This window comes from archaeon CG10_big_fil_rev_8_21_14_0_10_43_11, from assembly GCA_002763265.1.
Lineage (GTDB): Archaea > Nanobdellota > Nanobdellia > PEZQ01 > PEZQ01 > PEZQ01.
This window is the reverse complement of record PEZQ01000007.1, coordinates 38,825-61,376: the sequence shown is the minus strand read 5'-3', so window position 1 is coordinate 61,376 and position 22,552 is coordinate 38,825. Positions and strand designations below refer to the sequence as shown.

Sequence of the window (22,552 nt, the reverse complement as noted above, 5' to 3'; positions counted from 1 at the left end):
TTTGCTTATTTATGCGTTATGAACGTTTCAACTCCTGTTCCCTCTTTTTTTAAAAAAACAGGGGTTTTTGGGCTCTTTTTTGGTTTGGAAATGTTTAAAAGCAGTAATGAGGGTATTCTTGTTGAAAAATCATGACTTGGCTTGAAGCAACGCGCAAAGAATCAGAAAAACGGTATGAAGAACTAGTCATGCTTGTTGGCAAGTTTGAAGTGTTTCGCCCCGTGTTATCAAAAGAAGCGTTTGCACAAATCTCAACACTCACCTCGCTTCTTGGAACTGAGTTTTCTTCATTGAGTTATGGTAATCTTAAGGAGTTGCGAAACACGCCGCTCTACACGCGTCTTGACGCCTCGCTCAAAGCATATGTTGATTCTGCAAACGGTGTTTCGTTTGAAAAGATTAGCTCGTTTCAGGAGTTAAAAACGTATAGCGCGCTTTTTGAAAAGTATAATGAGCGTGTTGCTGAGCTCTATTCTCTTCTTGAGAACAATCTCGCACAGCTGAGAAGCGTTCATACGTAAACGCTAAGGTTTAAAAAGCAGTTTCTCGTATCTTTATTGCGATTGGGCTTATGAGGTAATCTGGATAGCCTGGCAGGCTTCGGACCTGCTCGTCGGGGTTCAAATCCCCGTAAGCCCACTCCAGTTTTTTTTTTTGGTGCAGCTTTTCTTAAAAGGTGCGGTGGAATCCTCCCTCGTCCGCTTTTTTCATGCAGTACTCACGAGGAAAATGCTTAAATATCTAAAGATACCTTCGGATATTTATGGGAACAAAGCAGTTGAATGTTAAATTACCCGAAAAGTTATTGCAGAACGCTCAAAAGTATGTGAAAACGTTTGGTTTCACCAATGTTCAGGAATTGATTAGAGACAGTTTGAGAGAAAAAATTTTTGAATCAAGATATGATGAAACATTCACGCAAAGAGAAATAAACCTGATTGACAGTGTTATAAAAACGTCTTTAGAACAGGGTCATGTTATTTCTGAAGAGGAACTCGTGAACGTGTTAAGAACATGAGGTATTCCATAAAGGCGTTTAGAATTTTCAAAGAACAAGTAGCGCAGATTGATGCAAAATCTAAAAAGATTATTGAAAAGAAAATCTTGTTGCTTAGAGAAAACCCCTTCCGCTTTAAAGCAGTACATTCAAAACTGTTTAGAAGAGTGTTTCGCATACCGCTTACCATTCAAGGAAGAAGTGTGAGACTGATTTATGTAGTTATACAACCAGACGTTATACTCATCTGCCTCTTAGATAGAGGAAATGACTATGCTGATTTAGAATCATATCTGGAAAAATACCAAAAGCAAAGAGAATCAAAAACGTGATTTCTGATACTGAATAAGCAGTAGATCGGGGGTTTGAATCTAGGTAAGCCCATTAGATTTGTTTCTTTAGTTTTTTAATCCATTCATCAGCTTTCTGGATTAAATCTTTTTGTGTGAGTGTGGGGTCTGTTAAGTCATTTAGTTCGAGGAATTCATCATCGCCACCAACTGCTGCGGCTATATATCCTGCGAATTCAAAATGACCTTGTTTTATCTTGATTAGATAGTCAATGAGTTTTTTACGAAACATTTGTCTGTCACGGTCTAGATGCTGGGCTAGTTCGTTTATTAACCTCAATCGATACTCTTCTCTCATGATATATTAAAAAGAAGGCATTGCCCTCTTAATCCATTTTTGGGAAGTTGTTGAAGATGTTATCTGAGTGCCCGTGGTTCCGTCTCTTCGTGTGTAATTCATTGTATTGTTTTATATCACCTGTGGCAATGAATTCAAGGATATTTAAGCAGACTCCTTTAATGGTAGTTTCCCATTTCAGTGCAAGAGCGATTGCTCTATGATGTCCACCAACTAAATAATACTCATCCTTTTTTCCATTAAGTATCTTCCATTCTTGAGATATATTTAAATAACAGTAATCTCTTGGGATTACTATGAAAACAGTGACGGTTAAATTCCCAGAAAAGGAAGCAAAGGAGCTTGACACGTTTATTAAGGAAAAAAATTATCCTTCAAAATCAGAGTTTATCAGAAATTTAGTCAAAGATAAGCTTAATGAGTTTGAAAAAGAAAAGCAAGGATGGCTTGTGCTTGCCGAGCAGAAGATGAAAGAATTATGGGATAATGAAGAAGATGAAAAAGTTTGGGGCAAGTACCTGTGAAACAAGGAGACTTACTTCTTGTACCTTTTCCATTTTCTGATCAGTCGGGAAGAAAAGTTCGTCCAGTAATAGTGGTAAGCAATAATTCTTTCAATAAAACTCAGGATGTAATTGTTGTTGGCGTAACTTCAAATCTTGATGGGGGGGATATTATCATAAACCCCGTGGATGTGGAACAAGGTAATCTTTATGATGAGTGTTGTGTTAAAGTGAGTAACATTCTAAAGCTTGACAAACGGTTAGTAATTAAGAGGATAGGAAGAATAAAAGCAGGACTACTCCGTGAGATAATAACTCGTATACATAAAATACTATGCTAGGGCAATATTTTGTTGGATTCGGCGAGAGCTGGGGCGGGTTCAAATCCCCGTAATCCCATTACTTTGAGGTTTTCTTTTTTATTTTGCTTGGCACGTGATCAAATACTTTTGAGGAAATGTTTATATATCAATTGATATACTTACTTGATTATGCAGCAGCAGTCAGTGAAGAACCCATTTGTGCGATCTCCAACATTAGCTACGGTATTGATGGTTGAAAAAACCATAGATGAATTTAGTGGCGAGTTTAATAGAACAGACTTGTGGAAAAAGCTTCCAAAGAAAGTGATGTGGCAGACCTATTTGGTTGTACTTGAATATCTTGAAAGCATAAATAAAATCGCTTTTGACAAGCAAGGAAAAATAGCCTATATTTGGAATCCGGTTCTTGCAAAAAAATTGGCAAAGAGAAAGGAGATTGAAATATGATTAAAGCTTCACGAGTGGTTTTCATCTCAGATGAATTAGAAAAAGTGTTTCATGCATTATCTGAAGAAGATTTTGTTAAAAAATCAATGATACGAGCGATTCATGACTTAAAGCAAAATGCGTTTGCAGGAATTCAAATACCTAAAAAACTTATCCCTACGAGCTATGTGCAAAACTATGGTATCAAAAACTTATGGAAGTATGATTTGCCAAGAGGATGGAGATTACTGTATACGGTTACTGCTGCTAACGAAGTCGAATTAATATCGGCAATTCTAGAGTGGTTTAACCATAAACACTATGAACGAAAACTGAAATACTAAATCAATTCATGGAGCGCTGGGGCGGGTTCAAATCCCTTGTATGATACGTGTATTAGACTGTTATTTCATCTCTTGTTGGAGTTCTGTTCTTATGTGAGCATATGTTTGTCTGTTGGCCATCGCTTTTTTGATGATAGGCCGCATTCTTGATTCAGGAGAATTCTCTGGCATTGGCCCGCTACTGATTATAATACCTTTTGGTGCAAAGACGCGTGTAACTGCTTCAATGAAATTTCTGTCTTCTTTGAAGTAGATATTTTTTTGTGTAAAATGAATAAGCTCATGAATAAGTACTGCAAAGTCTTTGAAGATAGTTTCTTCTGAAAAATTCTGGTAATTACGGGGAAATAGGAGGACAACATCTTTAGAGTATCTAAAATCAACGTTACCCTTTCCAAAAAGAGTGGTTGAACCTGGGCATAGGATGAGTCTTATTCGCTTAGGAATGGCGTAACCAAAGAATTTTTCAACTGGTGCGAGTGAATCAAAATTAAAAGATTCAGCGTTCTTTTGGATAGCACTTCGAATACTGTCCATGGTGGTGTGTGTTTTTTCCCAGTATTTGAGCCATGCGTTCCAATTTATTTCTTTGATTTTTTGAAGCTCGGGCGCAGTGTTGATTTTTTCTGTACTTGCTGAGAAAACGCCTTCCTTAATTATTTTTTTTGTTACTTCTGATACGGTGTATTCAGAGAGTACTTGTTCAAACTCGTATCCCATCTTTTCTGAATCCGTTCTGTTTAGGTTGAATATGCTACTCCAAAACATGAGTTCTTTGTCATCTACAAATTCAATTTCCATGGTTAGAATATGTACCTCTCTAAGAATTCAAGGTTTCTTTTAGTGTGTATTTTAAGAATTTCGGGATTGTCTAATGATTGTCTGTCTGATATAATGTCTGTGATAATTCTGTACACGCAATCGCCGAATATGAGTTTTTCTAGCTCGTCTGCTGTTGCGTGTTGCATAAGTGCTGTGTTTTCCATCTGTGAGATGTATGAATCCAAAACTGTTTTGACATTAGTGATGGAAACGTCAAATAATGCACGTGCAAGGTCCCAGGTGGGATAATCAAAATAAGCGCGTTCAAAGTCGTTAAAGAGGATGTCACCACTCTCTTTTCGATGAATGTTTCCTCTATGGAGGTCTCCATGTGTTAGTATCTTTGGCAGTTCCTCATATGCGTGAGGTGGGACTTCATTTATGTAAGAGTGTAGTCGTTCTGTATCAACTGTATCTTTTAGTAATTCTGCATGTTTGTCAAGACGAGGTACACCCCTTACCCGTCGGTCATTACTAAATATCTTGCTCTTGAGATAGTTTGGATAGTTGTTGAAACCAACTGCTGCAGTGTGGAAAGATGCAATGTCGTTTATGCATTCTTCAACAAGAACATCTTGAAGTTCTCCTTGATATGTGGTTATAAGAAAACCTTGCTGTGAATTAATCAGTGTAGGTACTGGGATGAGTTCTGTTTCATTAAAAAAACTAAGTGCTCCTTTTTCACGTTTTTCAATCATTTCGCGAAGCAAGGGACTTTCAGAGTACACCTTTATGAATAATATTGGTTTGTTTTCCTGATACAGGATGTACTTATCATTCTTTGTGTGTTTGTCAAAAGGGATTATGGAGATATTATCCGTTGAAACCAATTTTTCTAAGTAGTCTTGTTTTAACATTAGGATCCTCCAAATCTTTTCTTATGACATTGAATAGTTCCTTTCTTGGCTCACAATAATATGTTTTCTCGAATATATCCCTCTTGAAAGAATACGCTTCAATAGGGCAACCTCCCGAACAATACGGCAAAATATCACAACCTTTGCACTGTCCTTCTTTGAGGGATTTGTATCTGTCAAGTATAACTTGATGTGCTTGGTTGCCAATAATTTCATATAAGCTTTGTGTTTTGATGTCGCCAATTTTTAGTTCTGGAAGATGTGTCGCTCGTGAGCAAAGATAAATCTCTCCTTCAGGATTTGAACCTACGATTCTATAACATGCATATGCTGAGAAATCACATGTTTTAACCCATCCCAAAGCGAGACCGCGTATAATGCTTGAAAATGGGTTGAGGATGAATTCTGTTTCGTCTTGTTTCCATAGCTCATAAAATCTTTTGATGGATTGCTCAGCTTCATTTTTTGAGGGGAGTAATGAATCTAATCCGCTAAGAGATCCTCCTGACGGCGTGAAAAAATTGATTCGCGCCCGATCCGTGAGCGATGTCAAATTAGAGTAAACTTCTTCTTCTCTGCCAAGCATCGGTTTGGTTAAAACTGAGATTAGTCCAAGAGTGCCTTCTATTGAATTAAAATTGTTGAGAATCTGCTCTCCAACGGGAATGAGATTGTGAGTTACTCTGTTTGTTTCTTGGAGATCAAGACAGCCATCAAAACTGCCTCCCACTTTGTAGCCCATTTCATGCAAAGAATCATAGCGTTCTTTAGTCAACATGAGACCATTTGTTTGGATTGAATGACTTATCTCAAGATTTTTCTTGTTATGTTTCTCACTCAGTTCGATTATTTTTTTCCAAAATGAGTTTTTTCTAACAAGTGGTTCGCCTCCAATCCATGTAAAATGACCAAACTGATTATTGTAGCTAAGTGTTTGTTCAATAATCTGCTCTAAGACATCATCAGTCATATCCCTATGTGGGCGGTCTCTATCCATGTAACAGTATGTGCAGTTTAGGTTACAATTATCCGTTACTTGTACAACTAATGATATGTCTGGTCTCATAATAGAATAGGTTTAGTAGTCTTGATAATCAGGAGTTGAACTCAATTCGTAAGGACGTTGTTTTCTGAAGTATTCTAGTCTTTTCTCGTCAATGTCTGTTTTTATCAAAGGAACTAGATCTAAGACAATGTCTTGCAGTTTTTTTTCTGAATCTTTTAAATTTTCAGTTGTCATGTTGCGACATGAGTAACAAAGTTAATACTTAAACATTTGGGTAAGCATTTTATTCTCGTACCCATATCTTTTTGATTCTGATACAAGATTCAAACAACTTTGCGAGAGCTGTGGAGGGTCAAAATCCCCGTAAGCCCACTCTCTTCTTACTATAATCTTTTTAAATTAAGGGTGCGATTTTTTGTTGATGAAAGTGAACGTGGGCGAACTCGTACTAGACGAAAACGCACGAAAATACGTGAATGATGCGCTTGAACGAAACTGGCTGAGTCGCGGAAAATATCATGAATTGTTTGAAAAAGAATTTGCTCGTTATCATAACGTTTCTCACGCTTTGCTTGTTGCAAGTGGAACTGACGCGCTTAAAATAGGATATGAAAGTGTAAAGCCCGAACTAAAAAAGCAGGTGTATACGTCAGCAACCACATTTCCGGCAACGTGGAATGCCGCGCACTATGGGGGAATGCCTGTTTACGGTGTTGATATTAACAAGGAAACATGGCTTATTGACATGAACGATTTAGACGCGCGCTTAAAGAGCGTTCCTGCAAACGAGCACGCGCTTGTTGTGCCTGTCCACTTGTTTGGCGTTCCCTGTGACATGCCTCACTTTGAGGAATTACAACAAAAATATGGTTTTAGCTCGGTAGAAGACTCGTGCGAGAGCATGTTCTCAACATTTCATGGACGGAGTGTTGGCACGTGGGGCGATTTTGCAGCGTTTAGCATGTACGTGTCGCACATTATTACTGCTGGTGTTGGAGGGATTATTACCACAAACAATGATGCCTTGTTTGAGCGTGCAAAAACCATTGCCGTGCATGGTCAGGAAAAACAAGGAGTGTACGTGCACAAGTACCCGGGTCATTCTTCACGCATTACCGAACTGGAAGCAGCAATTGCGTATGCAAACGTGCAGCGCATTGAGCACAATATCACCTCACGAAAGCATAATTACACCTGGATTCGTTCACGCCTTGAAGAGTTTGACCAGCTCACGTTCCAAAAAATTCAAAAAGGCATTGATTTCGTGCCCATGATGCTTCCTTTCAAGTGTGAGTCGCCTGAATTAAAGAGCGCGCTTGAAGCGCACTTGCAAAAAAATGGTATTGCAACGCGCGAGCTTTTCCCAATAATTGAAAAAGCACCGCTCAATTTGAACAAGAACTATTATCCTCACTCGTACGAGCTTCAAAAAAATGGTCTTTACATGGGGTGCCATGAGCATTTGACAAAAGAACAATTGGAGTATGTTGTTCAAACCATTGAAACGTTCTTGAAAAAACAGTAGGTGCACTACCTCAAATTTTATGAATGCCTGTTTTATGTTTTTGTAGTGATGAGATTGTGGAAGCAGTGGCTTGTAGACATATTCTCTGAGAGAAACGAGTTTAGTGTAGAAGAGCACCCCGTTCTTTCACGGATTATTAAGATTCAGCGCGACCGCTATTATGCCGGTATTGTGAGCAAAGCAAAAAGTGATGAATTTGCACGTGCGCTCTCTGCACGTATGAACACGTTTTTTAACGCGGTTTCCCGAAAAAATGATGATATACTCCAGCGTTTTGATGACGTGTGTCAATTCGTGCTTGACGTGTTTGAGTCAAATGATGAGCCGCGCGCGTGGATTCGTGACGCGTTCGTGATGGGTATGGCGTTTCGCTCAGCACTCCAAGAACTTGGTCATGTGCTCAATCCTCCTGAGAGTTCAGTGTTTTTCGTGCTTGAAAAGAAGTATTTGTCAAAGAAATTCTTGTGAAATAAAGGCTTATAAATGCTAACCCGTTTTGTGTTGGATAATTGCTCCCGTAGTATAGCATGGATAGTATGCGGGCTTGCGGAGCCTGTGACCGGGGTTCAAATCCCCGCGGGGGCACTTGTCAAATGGGTTAATGCCCTCAATTTTGAAGACGTATAAGCCCCAAACAATCAAGACGGAATCACGCTTGACAGCAAACTAAGAGGGATTTGGGAATAAAAGATGCGGAGGCGTTGCAGTGAAAGAAATTACTATTACTGTGAGTAAGGAGTTAAGTTTTCTTGTTTTTCTTCGAAATTTGAGTAATACTCCTTTAGAGAAAAAATATGTTGATCGTTTTGGAGCGTTAAATAAGTCTGTTTTAGATTCTTTTTTTGATGAAAGTAGTAATCTTCGAGCTAGCGAGCTTGAGGAGATCTTTTCCGAGTATGGTAGAATACAGGAGAGTTTTCCTAAGATTTTAACATGTTTTTGGAAAAATTTTTGTGTTTTATGGGATGAACAATTTCCTTTGTTGCAAAGAAGAGTTTGGGAAATTGAACGTAGAACGGGTGAGATAAGAACTGAGTGGTTTGATAATATTGCTTCTTTTTTTAAGGCAGGAGGTTTTTCAAAGGTTAACGTTCTGATAGTTAATAATTTTCTTGAGAGCGGGTGTGGTTCTTCTAATAGGGATTGCTGTGTTATTTTGGAGCCAAGAAATTTGTATAGCAATGATTCTGAAGTTATTCGCAGAGATCTTTTTGTTTTGTTTCACGAGTTGACTCATAAGATTGTTTCTTTATCTCTTCTAGAAGATAAAGCAGGTAATTTACGGAGAAAGGATTTAGTTTTTATTTTGGAATGGCTAATCGAGATTGTTACCCTCCCTTATTTTTATAATAATCCTGATCAAGTCCTAAGCAAGAAATTAGAACACATGCCTGAATTTCAAAGAAGTTTTTATAAGCTCATTCTTGACAAGAACTTGTTTGATTACACGAAGTTCAGTTTTGAACAGATTATTGATATTGCTCTTACTCATGTGAGGGGGCGGGGGGCTGATATATGAAGCTTATGTTAAATCCCACTGAATCCTGTAACCTCTCTTGTTCATATTGTTATATTTCAGACAAGAAAGTTAAACGATTGAGTTATGAGAATTTAGAACGTATTTTTTCTCAGCTTTTTGAAATTGAGAAGGAGTCCTTAAACGTTTTAATCATTGGAGGTGAACCTCTTGCTTTTGGCTTGGCCGGTTTGCAGGATATTGTTTCAATTGAAAAAAAGTATAATTACAAGAACATTCCTGTTTCTAATTCTCTTCAATCAAATGGGACGTTGATTACAGAGGGTATTGCTCAATTCTTTCATGATGAGCACTTTAATGTTGGGATTAGCTTTGATGGTCCTAAATGGCTACATGATAAGAACAGAGTGTTGAATAATAGAGAAGGTTCTTATGATTCCGTGATTCAAGGTATTAATCACTTGAAAAATGAAGATGTGCCTTTTAGTACCCTAACTGTTTTAACGCATGATTCTTTAGGTTATGAGCGAGATATTATTGATTCTATTAGGGGTGTGGGTTCAAAACGCGCACGTTTAAGCGTTTACACCCCATCTAATGGTTCTAATGATTCTTTTTTTGTTACACCAAAGGAATTAGGGGAGTCTTGGATTCGTTTTTATGATTATTGGATGGAAACAGGAGATATTGTTTTGGAACCTTTTGAGAGCATTGTTAGAAGTTTTCTTTTAGGTTATAATGACGGGTGTGCTTATTCCGCTGTTTGTGAGTCTGCATTTGTTGCTGTAGATTCTTTTTTAGATGTTTATTCATGTAATCGTTTTGTTGGGCTTAAAGATTTTTCTTTTGGTAACATATTTGATACTTCTTTGTCTGATTTGCTTTCAAAAAAAGCAGGTTCTACACTAATGGGTAGTGAGGTTAGGCGAGCTTACTGTGATTCTTGTAAGTTTGTTTCTATCTGTAATGGGGGTTGTGCTAGTGAAACATTAGGCGTTTCTGGCTCTGTTAATACCCATTATCCTTTTTGCCAGTCCCGAAAAATGTTATTTGAGCATGTAAAAAATTCTATTGAAAACATGATACTTTGACCTAGCAGTCTCATACCTGCGGGTGTGGGATGTTACTATCTCTCTTGAGGAATTGGCTTTGCGTTCAGGCTACTCGCAAAGAAAGGTGAAAAACATGCTTAAAAGATATGCGTCAGACGCAAATGCACTTCTCGTATTAGACCGTGAGGACACGCGGGTGCGCGTGCGCTCTATGCATGAATTAGTTATACCGCAAGCGTTGTGCTTGCCTGAGCGCGTTAGTGAGGTTGTACCTATTTCAAGCCTGCTTTCACATCTTGCAAAACGCTATGAAGAACACAAACAAGCGCGATACGAGGAAGCTCCTGAATTGAAAAAAGCTCTTGAGGAATTGGCAAAACTCTAACGTTTTGTAGCAGTATATTTTAATCCTTAAAAGAGGGTATATCAGTATCATGGCATTGTTTGGTCCAAAATACAGCGTAATTATTCCTGTTCTAAATGAAACTCATGAACGTATTATGTCATGCATTGATGCAATTGTAAAGGCGCGAAGCAAAGTTGAGGTGATTGTGGTTGATGGGGGCAGTGAAAATCCTCCGCGCATTCCAAAAGCGAAAGTTATCCTCTGTGAGTCTCCTAAAAACCAGTTAGAAGAAGGTGTTCGTGCTGCGCGTGGTGACGTGGTCTGCACAATTCATGCCGACACTCTTGTTCCGGTAAACTATTTTGACGCGATTGATAGCGCACTTAAGGCCGGGGTTGACTATGGCGTGTGCACGCTTGATTATGATGTGAGCGGTTTTGGCGCGCGTGTTGCTTCATTTCTTGCAAATCAGCTTCACGCATGGTTTCGTTTTAGTTGGGGCGATGACGCGTTTTTTGTGCGAAAAAACGTGCTTAAAGAAGTGGATTACGCGAACGCGGATGTGCTCGTGTGGAACGTGTACGTGTCTCGAAAGCTTGCAAAAAAGAAATACACATTTTCCAAGCTTGACTGCCATGTGGTAACGTCTGCGCGCCGCTTTCAGCGTGTTGGCTTTTTTCGTTTTGCACGATGGGTGTTAGTCTTGAGCATTCCCGCATTTTTTGGTATGAAGCGTTCGCTCATGGTTCAAACCTATAAGAAACTGTAGCTGCTTTACTTTTTTTCTTTGAGCATGGGAAAGAACATGACGTCGCGAATGCTCTCATTTTCGAGAAGAAGCATGAGCAGGCGCTCAATACCCATACCAATCCCGCCAGTGGGGGGTAGTCCGTATTTGAGTGCGTCAACAAAATCAGTGTCTGGTTCGTGTGCTTCTTTGTCGCCGCGTTTTTTGAGCTCTTGCTGCATGGCAAAAAATTCTTCTTGAATTCGAGGGTCATTGAGTTCAGTGTACGCGTTTGAGAGTTCTCGTCCAGCCGCAAACAGCTCAAATCGTTCAATAAGTCGTGGATCATCTTCGCAGGGTTTGCAGAGCGGACTTGTTTCTTTTGGGTGTCTCATAACAAACGTGGGCTGCACAAGTTTTGGTTCTACAAAGTGTTCAAACACGTCCTGCACACCCCACCCCCACGTGAATGCGGGTCTGATGGGAATTTTTTCTTTTTTGAGCACGCGCTTCAAATCTTCTTCACTCATCGTGTTGACGTCAATGCCGGCATATTTCTTGATTGCATCAATCATGGTGATGCGCGCAAAAGGTGGTTTGAAGCTCACTTTTTGTTCTTTAATAGTGAATGTTGTTTTTTTGAGCACGTTTTTGAGAATATCAGTAAACAAGTCTTCGTTGAGTTTTATCATGTCTTCATAGTCAGCGTAGGCTTGGTATGCTTCAAGCATGCTAAATTCAGGGCTGTGCGAGGTGTCAATGCCTTCATTTCGAAAGTTTCTGCCAATCTCGAACACGCGCTCCATGCCCCCTACTGTTAAGCGTTTCAAGTAGAGTTCAGGACTGATGCGCAAGTAGAAGTCGCGTTTGAGCGCGTGATAATGTGTTTTGAATGGTTCAGCATTTGCACCCCCATACAAGGGTTGGAGAATAGGTGTTTCTACTTCAACAAATCCCTTTTTCTCAAGAGTTTTTCGCATCTGAGAAACAATTGCGCTTCGCATGAGTAAGAGCTTTGTGGTGTTATCATTAAGTATCATGTCGCGATAGCGTTGTCGGTATCGAAGTTCGGGGTCTTTGAGCCCATGCCATTTTGAGGCGAGGTCGTAGAGCGATTTTGCAAGCAGTTTAAATTTTTTGACTTGCAGTGTGAGCTCATTTTTATGTGTATAAAAAAGTGTGCCGGTTACTTGAATAATGTCTCCTGCTACGATGGTTTTTTTGAATTGTTTGTGCGCTTCTTCACCAAGATTATCGCGTGTCAAACTGATTTGGAGGCGCTTGCCATCAGAATGCAGATCTGCAAATATGAGTTTTCCAAAATCGCGAACAATCTTAACACGCCCTGCTGTGTGATATGTTTTTTTCATCTTCTTTTGAGAAATCACATCAGCAAGTTGGTGTTTTACCTGAAACTCGTACGGGTAAGGTGTGATGCCTTGTTCTTCTACATTTTTGAGCGTGTCATATTCGTGCGCCATACTATTCAACTTAATGGCATGAACGCTTAAAAAAGTTATTCAGGATTTTCTAGTGTGTCGTTTATGATAAACTTATTAAGCATCGTTTTCCCTATTGTTTGGGTATGGTGGAGGAATTCAAGTCTGATATCAACACTGCAAAAGGCGATTGGTTTGACAATTGGATTGACTACTTCTCAAAATATCTGGCACGTTTAAGAAATGACCGAAGAACCAGTTCTCTTGCCGTTGATAATGTGTACTACCCTAAAGCGCGCGGCATGTTCAACGCGGACGAGTTGATTGATAATGCGCGAACACTTATTCTTGGTGGCAAAAACGCGCGCATGGACCGCCAGTTTAGCCAAGTTGGTCCTGTTGACCACATGCTTGTGTTCCTGCAAGCGTATAGTACTGCGTTAGTGCAAACTATCTCAGCAAGAAACAACGCTGCGTACGTGGCGTTTCTTGGTTCTGGTGAAAAAAAGATTGGCAACCTCTCAGGCGTGCGCGCGAGAAAAACTGATTCATTGGGAAAATCACTTGAAATATTTCGCTACCGCATGCGAGAACTTGAAAAAGCGCTTGATCTCAATTTCAGAAAAGCAATCGGCGATTTTAAAGACGCGTTTAAGGAAGGCGGAAAAGCAGGCAACCAGCAAAAAGCCGTTTCAAACCTTGCCGGCGTTCTTGCGTACTTCATAGGTTCAGAGTCAGTTGTAAAAATATTAGGTTTGAACACGTCAGAGCGGATAGGCGTGTTTGAAGTGGGAAATATGCGTTCAGCAGGTCTTGGTTTGAATCGAAGCGCGAACGCTGACCACCCCCAAACATTGAATGACTTTCATTATTCACTGTACCATTACACGCGTGCTATCTGGCAGGAGTGCGTAAAAGAGTTGGAAGCGTTTCGCGCGGCAATGGACAAGAGCGCGTATGACGATGCCGCATCAAAACTGGAGAGCGTGTTAAGAATTATTTCGGATCGCGCGCTTCCGCGTCGCGGTTAACAAAGAGGAGTATATTGGTTATGAGTTTTATTGCAAAGATCGGGAGCATGTTTTCAAATAGTAATAAAGTGGATTATCGCTATTTTATTCCGCCTCAGTCAAAGGGCGCGTCAAAAAACAAGCTTGAGCTCATGCGGCGTTTTTTGTTAGAGGAAAAAGAGCGTAGCGAGAAAATGTTCAAACAGCTTATGTATATGCGTTCAGAAGTTGAGCGCATGAAAATGCTTCTTATGGTTTTGCGCGAAAAACGGTAAACTTTCATTATCAATTATTTTGTTTCAGTAGCCAGGGAGTATTTTCTTGGAAATCTTTTCCACGTATCTTAATTCTGATACTGTTAGGGTTTTGTATTTAAATGGATAAGAAAGATTTAAAAGGCGTGTTGCGGGATAGTGTATTAGTTATGTCAGATGATGTGTATAATCCTCAAAAAAAGCCGGTCTATGGAAGAAAGCCAACTAATTTTGAAAAATCATGGGATGCGTTTCATGATAATTTGGTCAAGATGGGCGAGCGGTTTGATGAGATGGCAAAAGAAAGTAAAAAGGATCGTGAAGAGTTAGCTAAGCTTCTTGAAGAGATGGAGAGCTGGTGAAGAGTTCGCTAATCTTTTTGAAGAGCTTATGAGTTAAGCGGTTCGTGCTATGTTTTGTATTGTCTTTTGTGTTTTTTCGCTGAGTTTTTGAAATGTTTGTGTTAGATTATTGGCGAGTCTTTCTCCTTCTGCGTCAAATGAGAATATTCTTGAAAGTTCTTTTGAGGGTTCTTTCACGAGTTGATTACTTTGTTCCAGCTCGTTTTTTATTTGTGTTAGTTTGTTTAGCGATTTGATAGCGTTATCAAAAAGAATTCTCTCAGAGTGCAACACTTTTGTGATTGTAAGCTGAGGATATTTTTCTTTAGTGGTATAAATCTTCTTCAATTCGTCTATACGTGTCAGTTGCTCTTTTACTTCTAAATTAAGCTGGGGCATTCGTTTCTGGATATCTGTTTCAACAGTTCCCAATCGTCCTGCTACATTCTGGTCTTCTATTTCATTTGTTATGACCATTTCGAATTTTTTGAGGGCTTTTGATACTTCACCTGCTTTTTTTCCGAGTTGTTCGAAAAGTTCGTTAATGCCTGATTGTTGGAAGTGTTCAAAAAGTGCGTTGAGTTTTTTGATGCGCTCAGCGTCGCGTTCTTGTATGAGGTCAAAGACTTGTTTGATGCGTGCGTCTTTAGTGTCGAAGAGTGCTTCACCTGCTTGGTTTCGCGTGAGGTTTGGGTCGTTTGCTAAGAGTTCTAAGTATTTGATGATGTCCCACGTGGTGAGCTGGTCGCGGTAGTGCGGGTTTGCAATGTATGCTTCAAAGTTTTTTGCTTCCTGCTTTTCTTCACCCTCGCGAACGCGAAGGTCTTGGTCAATGACGCTGACCATTTGCGTGTTAGCTTCGTTTAAGTTCATGCCTGTTGCGAACGTGACTGCTGCTTTGTAGTGTTCTTTTTCTTTTTGCGGAAAGTTGTAGTGCATTACGCGTTCAAGCAGTTGTGCCGTCAACGCGTCATTATCATGAAGTTTTGTTAGCGTTTGTTGCGCGTCTTGTTTGAGTTGCGGGTGTGTGAGCGCGTCAGCCATTTTTTTCTGAGTCTTTATCATTCCTGACTGGTAGTAGAGCATATCATTCTTGTCTGAACTTCGCTTTGCTGCGCTAAAGCCTCCGCGCGTGAAAAAGTCTCCTATGCGCGCAAGAATTTTTACGGGGATGTTGAGCAACGGTATTTTCTCAAGATAGTAGAGTGCGCGCCCTCCTGCTCCCATACCTGTTTTAACGGTTGTGGGTTGTTAAAAAGTTTTGGCTTAAGAATGGTCACGTGTCATAATAGATGCGTGCAAAGAGTTTGACAATAATGATTTGTGAGTACGTGCCGATGAATATGATTAAGACAATAAACACAAGCAAGTTCACTAGGGTAAGTGTGGTGAGAATCCAGAGCCCTATGATTGCTTGGAGCACTGCAGTCAAGATGAGAAACATGGCAATAAGAAGCACGTACTGACTCAATTTTTTGCGCAAATCAGCAACTACTTCGCGAATCGTGAGTGCTTTGAAAAAATTCTTTTTCACGGCTAAGCGCACAATACTCACGTTCACAAAAAGTGGCAGTGACGCGCTCAAAACTAAACTAATAGCAAGCGCGCCAAGAGAGATGAGTCGGTTGCTGGTTCCAATCAAGCCAAGGATGATGTTAATAAGCAAGATTATGACATACCAGAAGAGCAGGATGCCAAACACTTTAAACCCAGTTATAGCCAGTTCTTTCCAATTGTTTAATTCAGGAAGCGTCTTGCTGCGTTTTTTCTCGCTTTGCGCGACGCGCACCATGTAACCAAGCAGCATGGCACCGGGAATAATAAGAAATGAGAACATGACAAGAAGCAATGCGCCAAGAAATCGTGCAATATCCTTAAAGGGGGATGAAAGGATGCGGTTTGCATCACTGCTTTTCATACAGTACTTTTGGAAACTTCGCACTTTTAACGGTTGTTATACGCAATCAAAAAAATTATTAATTTAAGGGTCAGGTCTTAAAAAATAGAAACATCATATATAACTTTATATGAGGTAACCTAAAAATGCAAGAAATACTCCATTATCCAAATCTGAAAACTGTGCTTATTGTAGAGAAGGTTCTGCAAGATGCAGATACAGTCATCAGCAAAAGCGAACTGAAAAGACGACTTCCTACTCAAATCATGCACCAAACACTTAATTTAATTTTGGAGTACCTTGACAAGAGTGGTAAGATTATTATTGGAAGTAAAGGAATTACTTGGATTTACAATAATAATCCAAAATTAAAAGCTTTGCTTAGTAAAGCAGTTAGGGTTGCATGAAAATAAAGAAGGAAATCTGGATTGAATTTTCAGACCAGTTAATTTTAGTTCTCTATCCTGTGATAGTAACAAACCAAAGAGAGATTTTTCCTGTTTCTTTGTAACTAGTGTATGCTATTGTTATGCGGTCTCTTTGCAAGCCCATAAGAACGCTTTGGATGTCTTTAAGGGGGATGCTTGTAAGTTCGTCCATTTCTTTTTCAAGTTTCTTTGAACCTTTGACGATGTAATCTTGCATCTCGTCTTTAGTTGTAAAATACTTCTTTCCTTGATAGAAACTTATTGCTCGTATAACTGGGGTAATTCGTTCGCGCAATTCTTTTTGTTTAGGAGTTAAGGAATTTAAAAAATCTTGTTTTTCTTTTTCTCGTTCTTCATGTAATCTAATACCTTCCTCTTCATGTTTAGCCAGTTCCGGGTATTGCTTACGAAGCTTAGCCCGTTCTGTCATATATTCTTTTCTAGCATCTTCCAATTTCTTTAAGATATCTTCTTTGCTTAGTTTCATTTTATCGGATTCTCATATATTTTTGTATACACATCACTTAAATGCTTTATCTCCACGTTGTAATTCATAAGTGTGGGGTTGTAATGGAGTGTAGTGAGTTGTTGTAATAATCCAGTCCACATCTCTTCTGCTTTTGGGTCAACAACAAACCATTCGGCTATGCTTGCACGTTCAGTTGGGTTTTTTAATAAAGTGACTAACCAATCTGTATCCAGCATATTAGGTCTCTCAGTCATTAATTTGACTTCAGAGATACCATGAGTCGTGTCTTCAAGTAGTTCAAGATATCCCTTTTTGAATCGCTGGAACTCTTGGGGTGTTGAAACAAGTTCTTGATACTTAAGGGTGAGCAAGTCGTGCGCTTCATTTTGTATTGCATTCATAGCTTCTTTGTTGCCCTTCATTACGCCTGCGTCAAATAGAGCATCCAATACTTCTTCTTTATGAACTGCGGTGAATGCATGCATGAATTCATGATGCGCAAGTGAGTAAAGGGCATCATCACTAAGTTGAGCTAAATCAGCTGAATTATAGGTAATCCTCTTTATGTTATCAAAATATCATACTGGCCAACAGCACCTACAAGTGAGCCAAATACAATTTCATCAATACCTTTGTTAGTGTATGTTGTTCTCCTATCTTTTGCATTTTCTTTCGATTATCTTCTACACTATCTATCTCAGTAGTGCTAAGCCGCCTATAATATAGTTCTCTAAATTTTTGAACATCGTTCTTATTTACCATTTAATGTTAAGTCTGCCATATAAATTTGAAAATTTGTCTTTTAATATAATAATATCTTCAGCGTAGGTTTTTAAAGAGGGTATGTTATTTATCTGTTCAATAATTAATTTAATATTCTCTATAGTTTTTGGTTGAATCGTTTTTTCTATATAATATCTGTTTTTCCCATGACCAAGAGAGTTTTTGTTTGCCCTAGAATTGGTACAATAGTTTGGTCTTTTTTAACAATTCGTTCAATCAATTCTGTATCTCCTTGTATTGTTGCTTTTAAGAGATCATCCATGATTTTTGGTTGCATCCGTTGTGAATATCCTTGAAAGTATGTTTTGTAATCAAGAATGTTTTTTTATCACAAGTGAGTGAACTAATCTCAATTTTCCAACCACTCCCGTCTGCGCAGATTTATTATCATAGTAGTCTAATTAGAATTCGTGGATATCAAATATTTCTGGTTCCTCAGGATCCGTCTGGAACTCTTTGATAAGACGCGTTCGTATTTTTTCTGCTTCTGATTTGTTTTTCTTGTCAACATATATTGAGTATAGTCGAACCAATATATCTTTAAGATCGTAGGTTAATATCTCTTCTTCGGTTTTGCCCTGATGCTTAGCATATAGTTGCCGTTCTTTACGATGTTTTTCTAATTTTTGTATCTCTTCTGCTGTAAAATTTTTGTAATATTCTCTTCTTACCTTTTCAACTTCGCTCCTCTTTATCATCTTGCACCTCTAAGTTTTGCATATTCTGTAGCTATAACATTAATATCTTCAGAATATGTTTTTAAACTTGTAATACTGGCTATACTTGCTCTTGCTGAAGCTAGCTTTTTAGCAGTTTCAAAATCGAGATAATTTTCAAGTACTCTTGTTTCACCTAGGAAAGGAACAACTATCTTCTTTTTGGCTACAAGTTCAATTATTTTATTAGTGTTTCCTGTTTCAACAGCAGTAAATAAATTAGTCATAGTTGGCATATTCATTCTTTGGTCGTAACCAGCAAAATATGTTTTGTAATCAATCACGGCTTTATTCTCTATAACTAGTAGATGTACCGCCATATCCTTAAGTTGATTTTCAACAACATCAACTCGCTTTTTTATGCCGCTATAGCTGTTGAATAACTCTATATTATATTGGTGATTTAATTTCTGATTTATTGAATGAGCAAGCTCGGTTAGAGCCTCATTTGTTATTACTTTTCCATTCAACGTGGATTGCCTAACTTGGAAGAAATGATGACCAATTTCGTGAACACTGGTTTCATATCTTTTTGGTCCTGTTAGTTTTGAAGCATCAAGAAGTATTGTAGCTTCATTATTTTTGAAGCGATACAAGCCAGTAGAACCATCTAATTTAGTTAAAATTATCTTACTGACTCCGACTTTGTTCATTTCTTTCATATGTTCAATAGCACGTTCCATTTCAGGAATTATGTCATTAATATTTCTGGTAATTCCATCCTGTTTGATTAAAACAGGAATCTCCATTTTTGCGACCTTCAGTAAATTTTCTTTGGATAGAACTAGCGCTAATGTTCGTGTTAAACTTCCATCTTGATTGTCTAAAAATCGTTTGATTGCTTTTAAGTCGTCGAGGTTTGTAATCTTGAGCAACTTTGAGAGCTCTTTTTCTCCAAGAACGCCAAGAGACTTCCCTTTTGTTTTAAGCCAGTTGAGCACGTCGTCTTCAATGTTTATGCCTTTTTTGAGTACATCATCAATGGCGAGCAAAGGCGTTCCGGTGAAGCCAAACGTGTCTGCGATTTGAATTGTTCTTGTGTTGAGCGTCACGCCAAGATACTTGCCGGATAAAATAGCAAGGTATTCGCTGATTTTGTTAAAGAATTTAGACACGTTTGCAACAACATCACCGCCCGTTGTGAGAAGGTATTTGAATTTTTTAAGTACTCTGCTCACAAGCCTGCCTGCAAATCGCACACCATCAATAAGGCTTGCTGGCGCCTTTGCTACGAGCCCAACGGCCTTGAGCCCCAGCATGAACAGTTCCTGCACGTTCTTGATTGTTTGTTTTATTATGAACTTCACAAAACCAGACACCAAATCAGTTGCAACACCAAGCACGCTTGCTCCTGTGCTAATCCCCCCACTTGCAATAGCGCCAAGCGCGCCAAGAACTGCGCTGACATCAGCGCCAAGACCAAGACTTGAAAAACCACTAATCACGTAATCCCACACGCTCAACGCCATTCCTTTAATTTTCTTCCACGCAACCTGCGCAAGGTCAACTACGTTACCCACAACAGGAATCATACTGATAAGCAATGGAAGGAGCGTGTCGCGCGTGAAATACGCAAGACCTGCTGCGCCAACAACGCCACCAAGAACAACCAGTCCCGTTGCTGAACCACTCGCGTCATGCGTGCGTGCAGCACGCTTGCCACTGCCATCTTGTGCGTTAAATGGTGTAGTAACTGCGTGCGCGTATTGCTCTTGCACGGGTTGTTGTGCGTTAATGATGAATGTTTGAATACTGCTCTCTGCGTCAATCTGGTCAGTCACAATAATAGCAAACTCATTAGATTCGCGTGCAGTGAACGGATAGGTTCCTTGCGCGTTTTGATACGCGCTTGTTTGCAAGCGTTGCGCGTCACCATTAATGCTCACCAGCACGTCAGCAACACCCGCATGATACACGTGTTCAAGCGTGTAAGAAAGATAATACGCTAAGCCGACATCAAGCGTGCTCACTTCATTACAGGGATAACCCTTGCACACGCGCAGATGTAAGTCTGGTTCCTGATTTGCACATTCTTGGATATGAGCCGTGTATGTGGTAATCGTGTTAGAACAATCATACGGGACTTGCTCGTACTGGGCGCACACCTCGCACGTGGTTGCGGTTTGAGCACACGAATAATACGCAGTTGAGCAGGTTGTTTTTGACCAGTCATAACATGTGTCATGCGCTTCTTTTACGCAATTACTCGTGTCAGTAACGTAGCCGCCCTTACAATCACCCGCACTCCACACCGTCCGCGTTGCACTGCACGTTGTTGTGCACGTTTGCACCGTTGACGCACACGAATCCCACCAGGGGTAGGGAATACCAAACCAGCCGGTTTTTATTACCAACCCGCCTTTACACGTATCAGTGCACGTGGTCTCGTACGCAGTGCACTGCTCGGTTGGCTCAAGTTCGCGCGTTGCACACGAATCCCATTTTGTGCCGTATTGTTCGCAGCGCGAATTGCACGCGTATGAAGGAGTTGTGCACGCTGTTGATTCGCACGTTCCAGAAACCGTGTGAGGCGCGCACTCTTGTGTTTTAGTGCGCAAACACGTTTCATTCTTGTAGCACGTATCAAGAATAGTAGTAGTGCTTTTCTCACAACTCGCATACCTCTCACAGGAACTAACCTGCTCAAAAACAGTGGTGCATGCATCACTTTCATACTCTTGTGCGTACGCCACAGAAATGGCTATTAACATAAGGAAAATGAGCAGGAGATGACGCTGCATGCATTGAGAATTTTAACTAGGTTATAAAGGCATTATTGCGCTTTTTACTAGATATTCAAAACCCTGTGTTAGTAGCTGTTTTCCCCTAAAACATTTAATACATGAGCACACTATGAAGTGAGTATGGTTGACAAGAAACTGCTTGCAATACTCGCGTGTCCAGTGTGCAAAGCAGACGTGGCTGAAAAAAAGAAAGGAAAAAAAGAATACCTTATATGCACAAAATGCACGCGCGAATATGAAGTCAAAGACGGCATTCCAATCATGCTTGTTGAAGAAGACTAAACCACGTGCTTATTCTTACAGAAAAACGTTATTATAGCACGTAGAAACCTGTTCAAACCGTCCGTGCTCACTCTTTTAATCCTACGCGCGATAAGAGTTTGCCAAAAAACGAGGTCTTGCCATAAAATTTCTCACCCGTTACTGTTTCAAGAATGGTCACATAATCGCTTGCTGCGTTCGCGTACGGGAATGAGTGGATAACCGGAACGCGGCGCGTAATGCTCTCCGTTACTTTCTCATCATTTTTAATCGTGCCAAGAACAGGCACGCCAAGGGTTGCTTCCAATTTCTCGCGCATCGCGTCATTGAGTGGCGGGCTTTTGTTGAGAATCACGCCAAGAATTGCTTTTTTATGGTGCTTTGCATACTCAAGCGTGCGCTTTGCTTCAAGCAGGCTTGGCCAGTCATTATTGGTAACAAGAATAATCTCATCAGCAGCATCAATGCCTGCTGTGCTCTCATCGCCAAGGGTTGGCGCGCAATCAAGAAGAATATAATCCACGTAGGGTTTGAGCGATTTCGTGACTTTTTTTAATTCCTTAGGGTCAGTGTCCAAATTATCCAGATGTGTGGTTGCAGGAATGAGCCGCGCCCCGCTTGGGTGCGCGTACATTGCCTGGCTAATATGTGCTTTGCCATTGAGCACATCATTGAGAGAAATCTCGTACCAATATTTTCCTAAATGCAGGCCAAGCCCGGAAGACGTTGTGTTTGCGTCAATTAAAATCACATCTTCTTTATAGTTCCACGCAAGACCAACACCAAGATTTGCGGCAGTTGTTGTTTTACCCACACCACCCTTGCCGCTTACAATTGCAATAACACGCGCGCCATCAGGCATATTCTTTTTCACCATAATCTGTTTTTATTTCCTTAGCCTCGTAAAACGCGTCCTCCATCTCAATGGTTTTTCTCGCTTTCTTGATTTTTTTTGCTTTTTTTGTTACTGCTTTAAACTCATTCCAAGGAAGGCTTTCAACGCGTTTTTTCTCCTCATCCTTTGCCGGTTCTTCCTCATCTTCAACGCTTTGAATAAGCTTATATAATATGACTGTTACGAGAATAGCAACAACTGCGTACGCGATTTTTAACCATGGAAGTGATACAATCCATTCCCCTGCCATAGTGCAGGATAA

At 39.9% G+C, this 22,552-nt stretch carries 31 protein-coding genes and 2 tRNA genes; 20 read left to right on the top strand and 13 right to left on the bottom strand.

All coding sequences use genetic code 11. From position 1 onward, the window contains the following. Positions 1–131 precede the first annotated feature (131 nt). The 4 genes from COT72_03790 to COT72_03775 all read left to right on the top strand — a co-directional run bounded on the left by COT72_03790 (position 132) and on the right by COT72_03775 (position 1,329). Entirely contained in the window at positions 132–521 is a 390-nt protein-coding gene (locus COT72_03790; GenBank protein PIN99931.1) for a hypothetical protein, read from the top strand. 44 nt (positions 522–565) lie between these two features. Continuing rightward, positions 566–639 (top strand) — tRNA-Arg (locus COT72_03785). 124 nt (positions 640–763) lie between these two features. Then, positions 764–1,018 carry a hypothetical protein gene (locus COT72_03780; GenBank protein ID PIN99930.1) on the top strand — a complete coding sequence of 85 codons (255 nt, stop codon included), beginning with the start codon at positions 764–766 and terminating at the stop codon, positions 1,016–1,018. Further along, positions 1,015–1,329, top strand: coding sequence for a hypothetical protein (locus COT72_03775; protein PIN99929.1), 315 nt, complete (start codon positions 1,015–1,017; stop codon positions 1,327–1,329). The genes COT72_03780 and COT72_03775 overlap by 4 nt, the downstream gene beginning before the upstream one ends. Before the next feature lie 52 nt (positions 1,330–1,381). Here COT72_03775 and COT72_03770 read toward each other — a convergent pair whose 3' ends face one another. Further along, positions 1,382–1,645 carry a hypothetical protein gene (locus tag COT72_03770; GenBank protein ID PIN99928.1) on the bottom strand — a complete coding sequence of 88 codons (264 nt, stop codon included), beginning with the start codon at positions 1,643–1,645 and terminating at the stop codon, positions 1,382–1,384. Positions 1,646–1,941: 296 nt separating this feature from the next. On the opposite strand from COT72_03770, the gene COT72_03765 reads away from it, so the two are divergent. The 4 genes from COT72_03765 to COT72_03750 all read left to right on the top strand — a co-directional run bounded on the left by COT72_03765 (position 1,942) and on the right by COT72_03750 (position 3,241). Further along, positions 1,942–2,169, top strand: coding sequence for a hypothetical protein (locus tag COT72_03765; protein PIN99927.1), 228 nt, complete (start codon positions 1,942–1,944; stop codon positions 2,167–2,169). Further along, positions 2,151–2,489, top strand: a complete 339-nt coding sequence (locus tag COT72_03760) for a hypothetical protein (protein PIN99926.1) — start codon at positions 2,151–2,153, stop codon at positions 2,487–2,489. The genes COT72_03765 and COT72_03760 overlap by 19 nt, the downstream gene beginning before the upstream one ends. 150 nt (positions 2,490–2,639) lie before the next feature. Then, a complete protein-coding gene (locus COT72_03755; protein ID PIN99925.1) occupies positions 2,640–2,918 on the top strand; it encodes a hypothetical protein in 279 nt (92 codons plus the stop codon). After that, complete coding sequence (locus COT72_03750; GenBank protein ID PIN99924.1) at positions 2,915–3,241, top strand: hypothetical protein; 327 nt, start codon at positions 2,915–2,917, stop codon at positions 3,239–3,241. The genes COT72_03755 and COT72_03750 overlap by 4 nt, the downstream gene beginning before the upstream one ends. A gap of 60 nt (positions 3,242–3,301) precedes the next feature. Here COT72_03750 and COT72_03745 read toward each other — a convergent pair whose 3' ends face one another. From COT72_03745 to COT72_03735, 3 genes are read right to left on the bottom strand one after another with little or no spacing between them, the layout of a single operon-like run. Continuing rightward, the gene (locus tag COT72_03745) at positions 3,302–4,042 is read right to left on the bottom strand and encodes a hypothetical protein (GenBank protein ID PIN99923.1); all 741 of its coding nucleotides are present in this window, start codon (positions 4,040–4,042) and stop codon (positions 3,302–3,304) included. A 2-nt stretch (positions 4,043–4,044) separates the two neighbouring features. Then, positions 4,045–4,920, bottom strand: a complete 876-nt coding sequence (locus COT72_03740) for a hypothetical protein (GenBank protein PIN99922.1) — start codon at positions 4,918–4,920, stop codon at positions 4,045–4,047. Further along, on the bottom strand, positions 4,877–5,986 hold the full coding sequence (locus tag COT72_03735; GenBank protein ID PIN99921.1) for a hypothetical protein: 1,110 nt from the start codon (positions 5,984–5,986) through the stop codon (positions 4,877–4,879). The genes COT72_03740 and COT72_03735 overlap by 44 nt, the downstream gene beginning before the upstream one ends. A 361-nt stretch (positions 5,987–6,347) precedes the next feature. On the opposite strand from COT72_03735, the gene COT72_03730 reads away from it, so the two are divergent. The 7 genes from COT72_03730 (at position 6,348) to COT72_03700 (ending at position 11,095) form a co-directional block, all read left to right on the top strand. After that, the gene (locus COT72_03730) at positions 6,348–7,451 is read left to right on the top strand and encodes a hypothetical protein (GenBank protein PIN99920.1); all 1,104 of its coding nucleotides are present in this window, start codon (positions 6,348–6,350) and stop codon (positions 7,449–7,451) included. Between the two features lie 48 nt (positions 7,452–7,499). Further along, positions 7,500–7,919: a hypothetical protein gene (locus COT72_03725; protein PIN99919.1), complete on the top strand. Its 420-nt coding sequence runs from the start codon at positions 7,500–7,502 to the stop codon at positions 7,917–7,919. Between the two features lie 43 nt (positions 7,920–7,962). Continuing rightward, positions 7,963–8,036: transfer RNA gene (locus COT72_03720), tRNA-Arg, on the top strand. Positions 8,037–8,178: 142 nt separating this feature from the next. After that, on the top strand, positions 8,179–8,970 hold the full coding sequence (locus tag COT72_03715) for a hypothetical protein (GenBank protein ID PIN99918.1): 792 nt from the start codon (positions 8,179–8,181) through the stop codon (positions 8,968–8,970). Then, on the top strand, positions 8,967–10,019 hold the full coding sequence (locus COT72_03710; GenBank protein ID PIN99917.1) for a hypothetical protein: 1,053 nt from the start codon (positions 8,967–8,969) through the stop codon (positions 10,017–10,019). The genes COT72_03715 and COT72_03710 overlap by 4 nt, the downstream gene beginning before the upstream one ends. Positions 10,020–10,041: 22 nt before the next feature. Further along, positions 10,042–10,365, top strand: a complete 324-nt coding sequence (locus COT72_03705) for a hypothetical protein (protein ID PIN99916.1) — start codon at positions 10,042–10,044, stop codon at positions 10,363–10,365. 49 nt (positions 10,366–10,414) lie between these two features. After that, entirely contained in the window at positions 10,415–11,095 is a 681-nt protein-coding gene (locus COT72_03700) for a hypothetical protein (GenBank protein PIN99915.1), read from the top strand. A gap of 5 nt (positions 11,096–11,100) precedes the next feature. Here COT72_03700 and lysS read toward each other — a convergent pair whose 3' ends face one another. After that, positions 11,101–12,534: a lysine--tRNA ligase gene (gene lysS / locus COT72_03695; GenBank protein PIN99914.1), complete on the bottom strand. Its 1,434-nt coding sequence runs from the start codon at positions 12,532–12,534 to the stop codon at positions 11,101–11,103. A 104-nt stretch (positions 12,535–12,638) separates the two neighbouring features. On the opposite strand from lysS, the gene COT72_03690 reads away from it, so the two are divergent. The 3 genes from COT72_03690 to COT72_03680 all read left to right on the top strand — a co-directional run bounded on the left by COT72_03690 (position 12,639) and on the right by COT72_03680 (position 14,118). Further along, the gene (locus tag COT72_03690) at positions 12,639–13,523 is read left to right on the top strand and encodes a hypothetical protein (protein ID PIN99913.1); all 885 of its coding nucleotides are present in this window, start codon (positions 12,639–12,641) and stop codon (positions 13,521–13,523) included. Between the two features lie 20 nt (positions 13,524–13,543). Then, positions 13,544–13,777 (top strand): hypothetical protein, encoded by a 234-nt coding sequence (locus tag COT72_03685; protein ID PIN99912.1) that lies wholly within the window; start codon positions 13,544–13,546, stop codon positions 13,775–13,777. Between the two features lie 101 nt (positions 13,778–13,878). Beyond that, complete coding sequence (locus COT72_03680) at positions 13,879–14,118, top strand: hypothetical protein (protein ID PIN99911.1); 240 nt, start codon at positions 13,879–13,881, stop codon at positions 14,116–14,118. 33 nt (positions 14,119–14,151) lie between these two features. On the opposite strand, the gene COT72_03675 is transcribed toward COT72_03680, so the two are convergent. After that, entirely contained in the window at positions 14,152–15,324 is a 1,173-nt protein-coding gene (locus COT72_03675; GenBank protein PIN99910.1) for a hypothetical protein, read from the bottom strand. Positions 15,325–15,373: 49 nt separating this feature from the next. Continuing rightward, the gene (locus COT72_03670) at positions 15,374–16,015 is read right to left on the bottom strand and encodes a hypothetical protein (protein ID PIN99909.1); all 642 of its coding nucleotides are present in this window, start codon (positions 16,013–16,015) and stop codon (positions 15,374–15,376) included. Between the two features lie 125 nt (positions 16,016–16,140). Here COT72_03670 and COT72_03665 point away from each other — a divergent pair, with 125 nt between their 5' ends. Then, a complete protein-coding gene (locus COT72_03665; GenBank protein ID PIN99908.1) occupies positions 16,141–16,401 on the top strand; it encodes a hypothetical protein in 261 nt (86 codons plus the stop codon). Between the two features lie 52 nt (positions 16,402–16,453). On the opposite strand, the gene COT72_03660 is transcribed toward COT72_03665, so the two are convergent. From COT72_03660 to COT72_03645, 4 genes are all read right to left on the bottom strand, one after another. Beyond that, positions 16,454–16,909 carry a hypothetical protein gene (locus tag COT72_03660; protein ID PIN99907.1) on the bottom strand — a complete coding sequence of 152 codons (456 nt, stop codon included), beginning with the start codon at positions 16,907–16,909 and terminating at the stop codon, positions 16,454–16,456. Continuing rightward, the gene (locus COT72_03655; protein PIN99906.1) at positions 16,906–17,376 is read right to left on the bottom strand and encodes a hypothetical protein; all 471 of its coding nucleotides are present in this window, start codon (positions 17,374–17,376) and stop codon (positions 16,906–16,908) included. Before COT72_03655 ends, COT72_03660 begins: the two co-directional genes overlap by 4 nt. A gap of 699 nt (positions 17,377–18,075) precedes the next feature. Further along, positions 18,076–18,372, bottom strand: a complete 297-nt coding sequence (locus tag COT72_03650; protein ID PIN99905.1) for a hypothetical protein — start codon at positions 18,370–18,372, stop codon at positions 18,076–18,078. Next, positions 18,369–21,131 carry a hypothetical protein gene (locus COT72_03645; protein ID PIN99904.1) on the bottom strand — a complete coding sequence of 921 codons (2,763 nt, stop codon included), beginning with the start codon at positions 21,129–21,131 and terminating at the stop codon, positions 18,369–18,371. The genes COT72_03650 and COT72_03645 overlap by 4 nt, the downstream gene beginning before the upstream one ends. Positions 21,132–21,254: 123 nt before the next feature. On the opposite strand from COT72_03645, the gene COT72_03640 reads away from it, so the two are divergent. Further along, positions 21,255–21,416: a hypothetical protein gene (locus COT72_03640; GenBank protein PIN99903.1), complete on the top strand. Its 162-nt coding sequence runs from the start codon at positions 21,255–21,257 to the stop codon at positions 21,414–21,416. A 67-nt stretch (positions 21,417–21,483) separates the two neighbouring features. Here the strand turns inward: COT72_03640 and COT72_03635 are convergent, their stop codons facing one another. After that, positions 21,484–22,272, bottom strand: a complete 789-nt coding sequence (locus tag COT72_03635) for a hypothetical protein (protein ID PIN99902.1) — start codon at positions 22,270–22,272, stop codon at positions 21,484–21,486. Further along, positions 22,250–22,540 carry a hypothetical protein gene (locus tag COT72_03630; protein PIN99901.1) on the bottom strand — a complete coding sequence of 97 codons (291 nt, stop codon included), beginning with the start codon at positions 22,538–22,540 and terminating at the stop codon, positions 22,250–22,252. The genes COT72_03635 and COT72_03630 overlap by 23 nt, the downstream gene beginning before the upstream one ends. Positions 22,541–22,552: the final 12 nt, after the last annotated feature.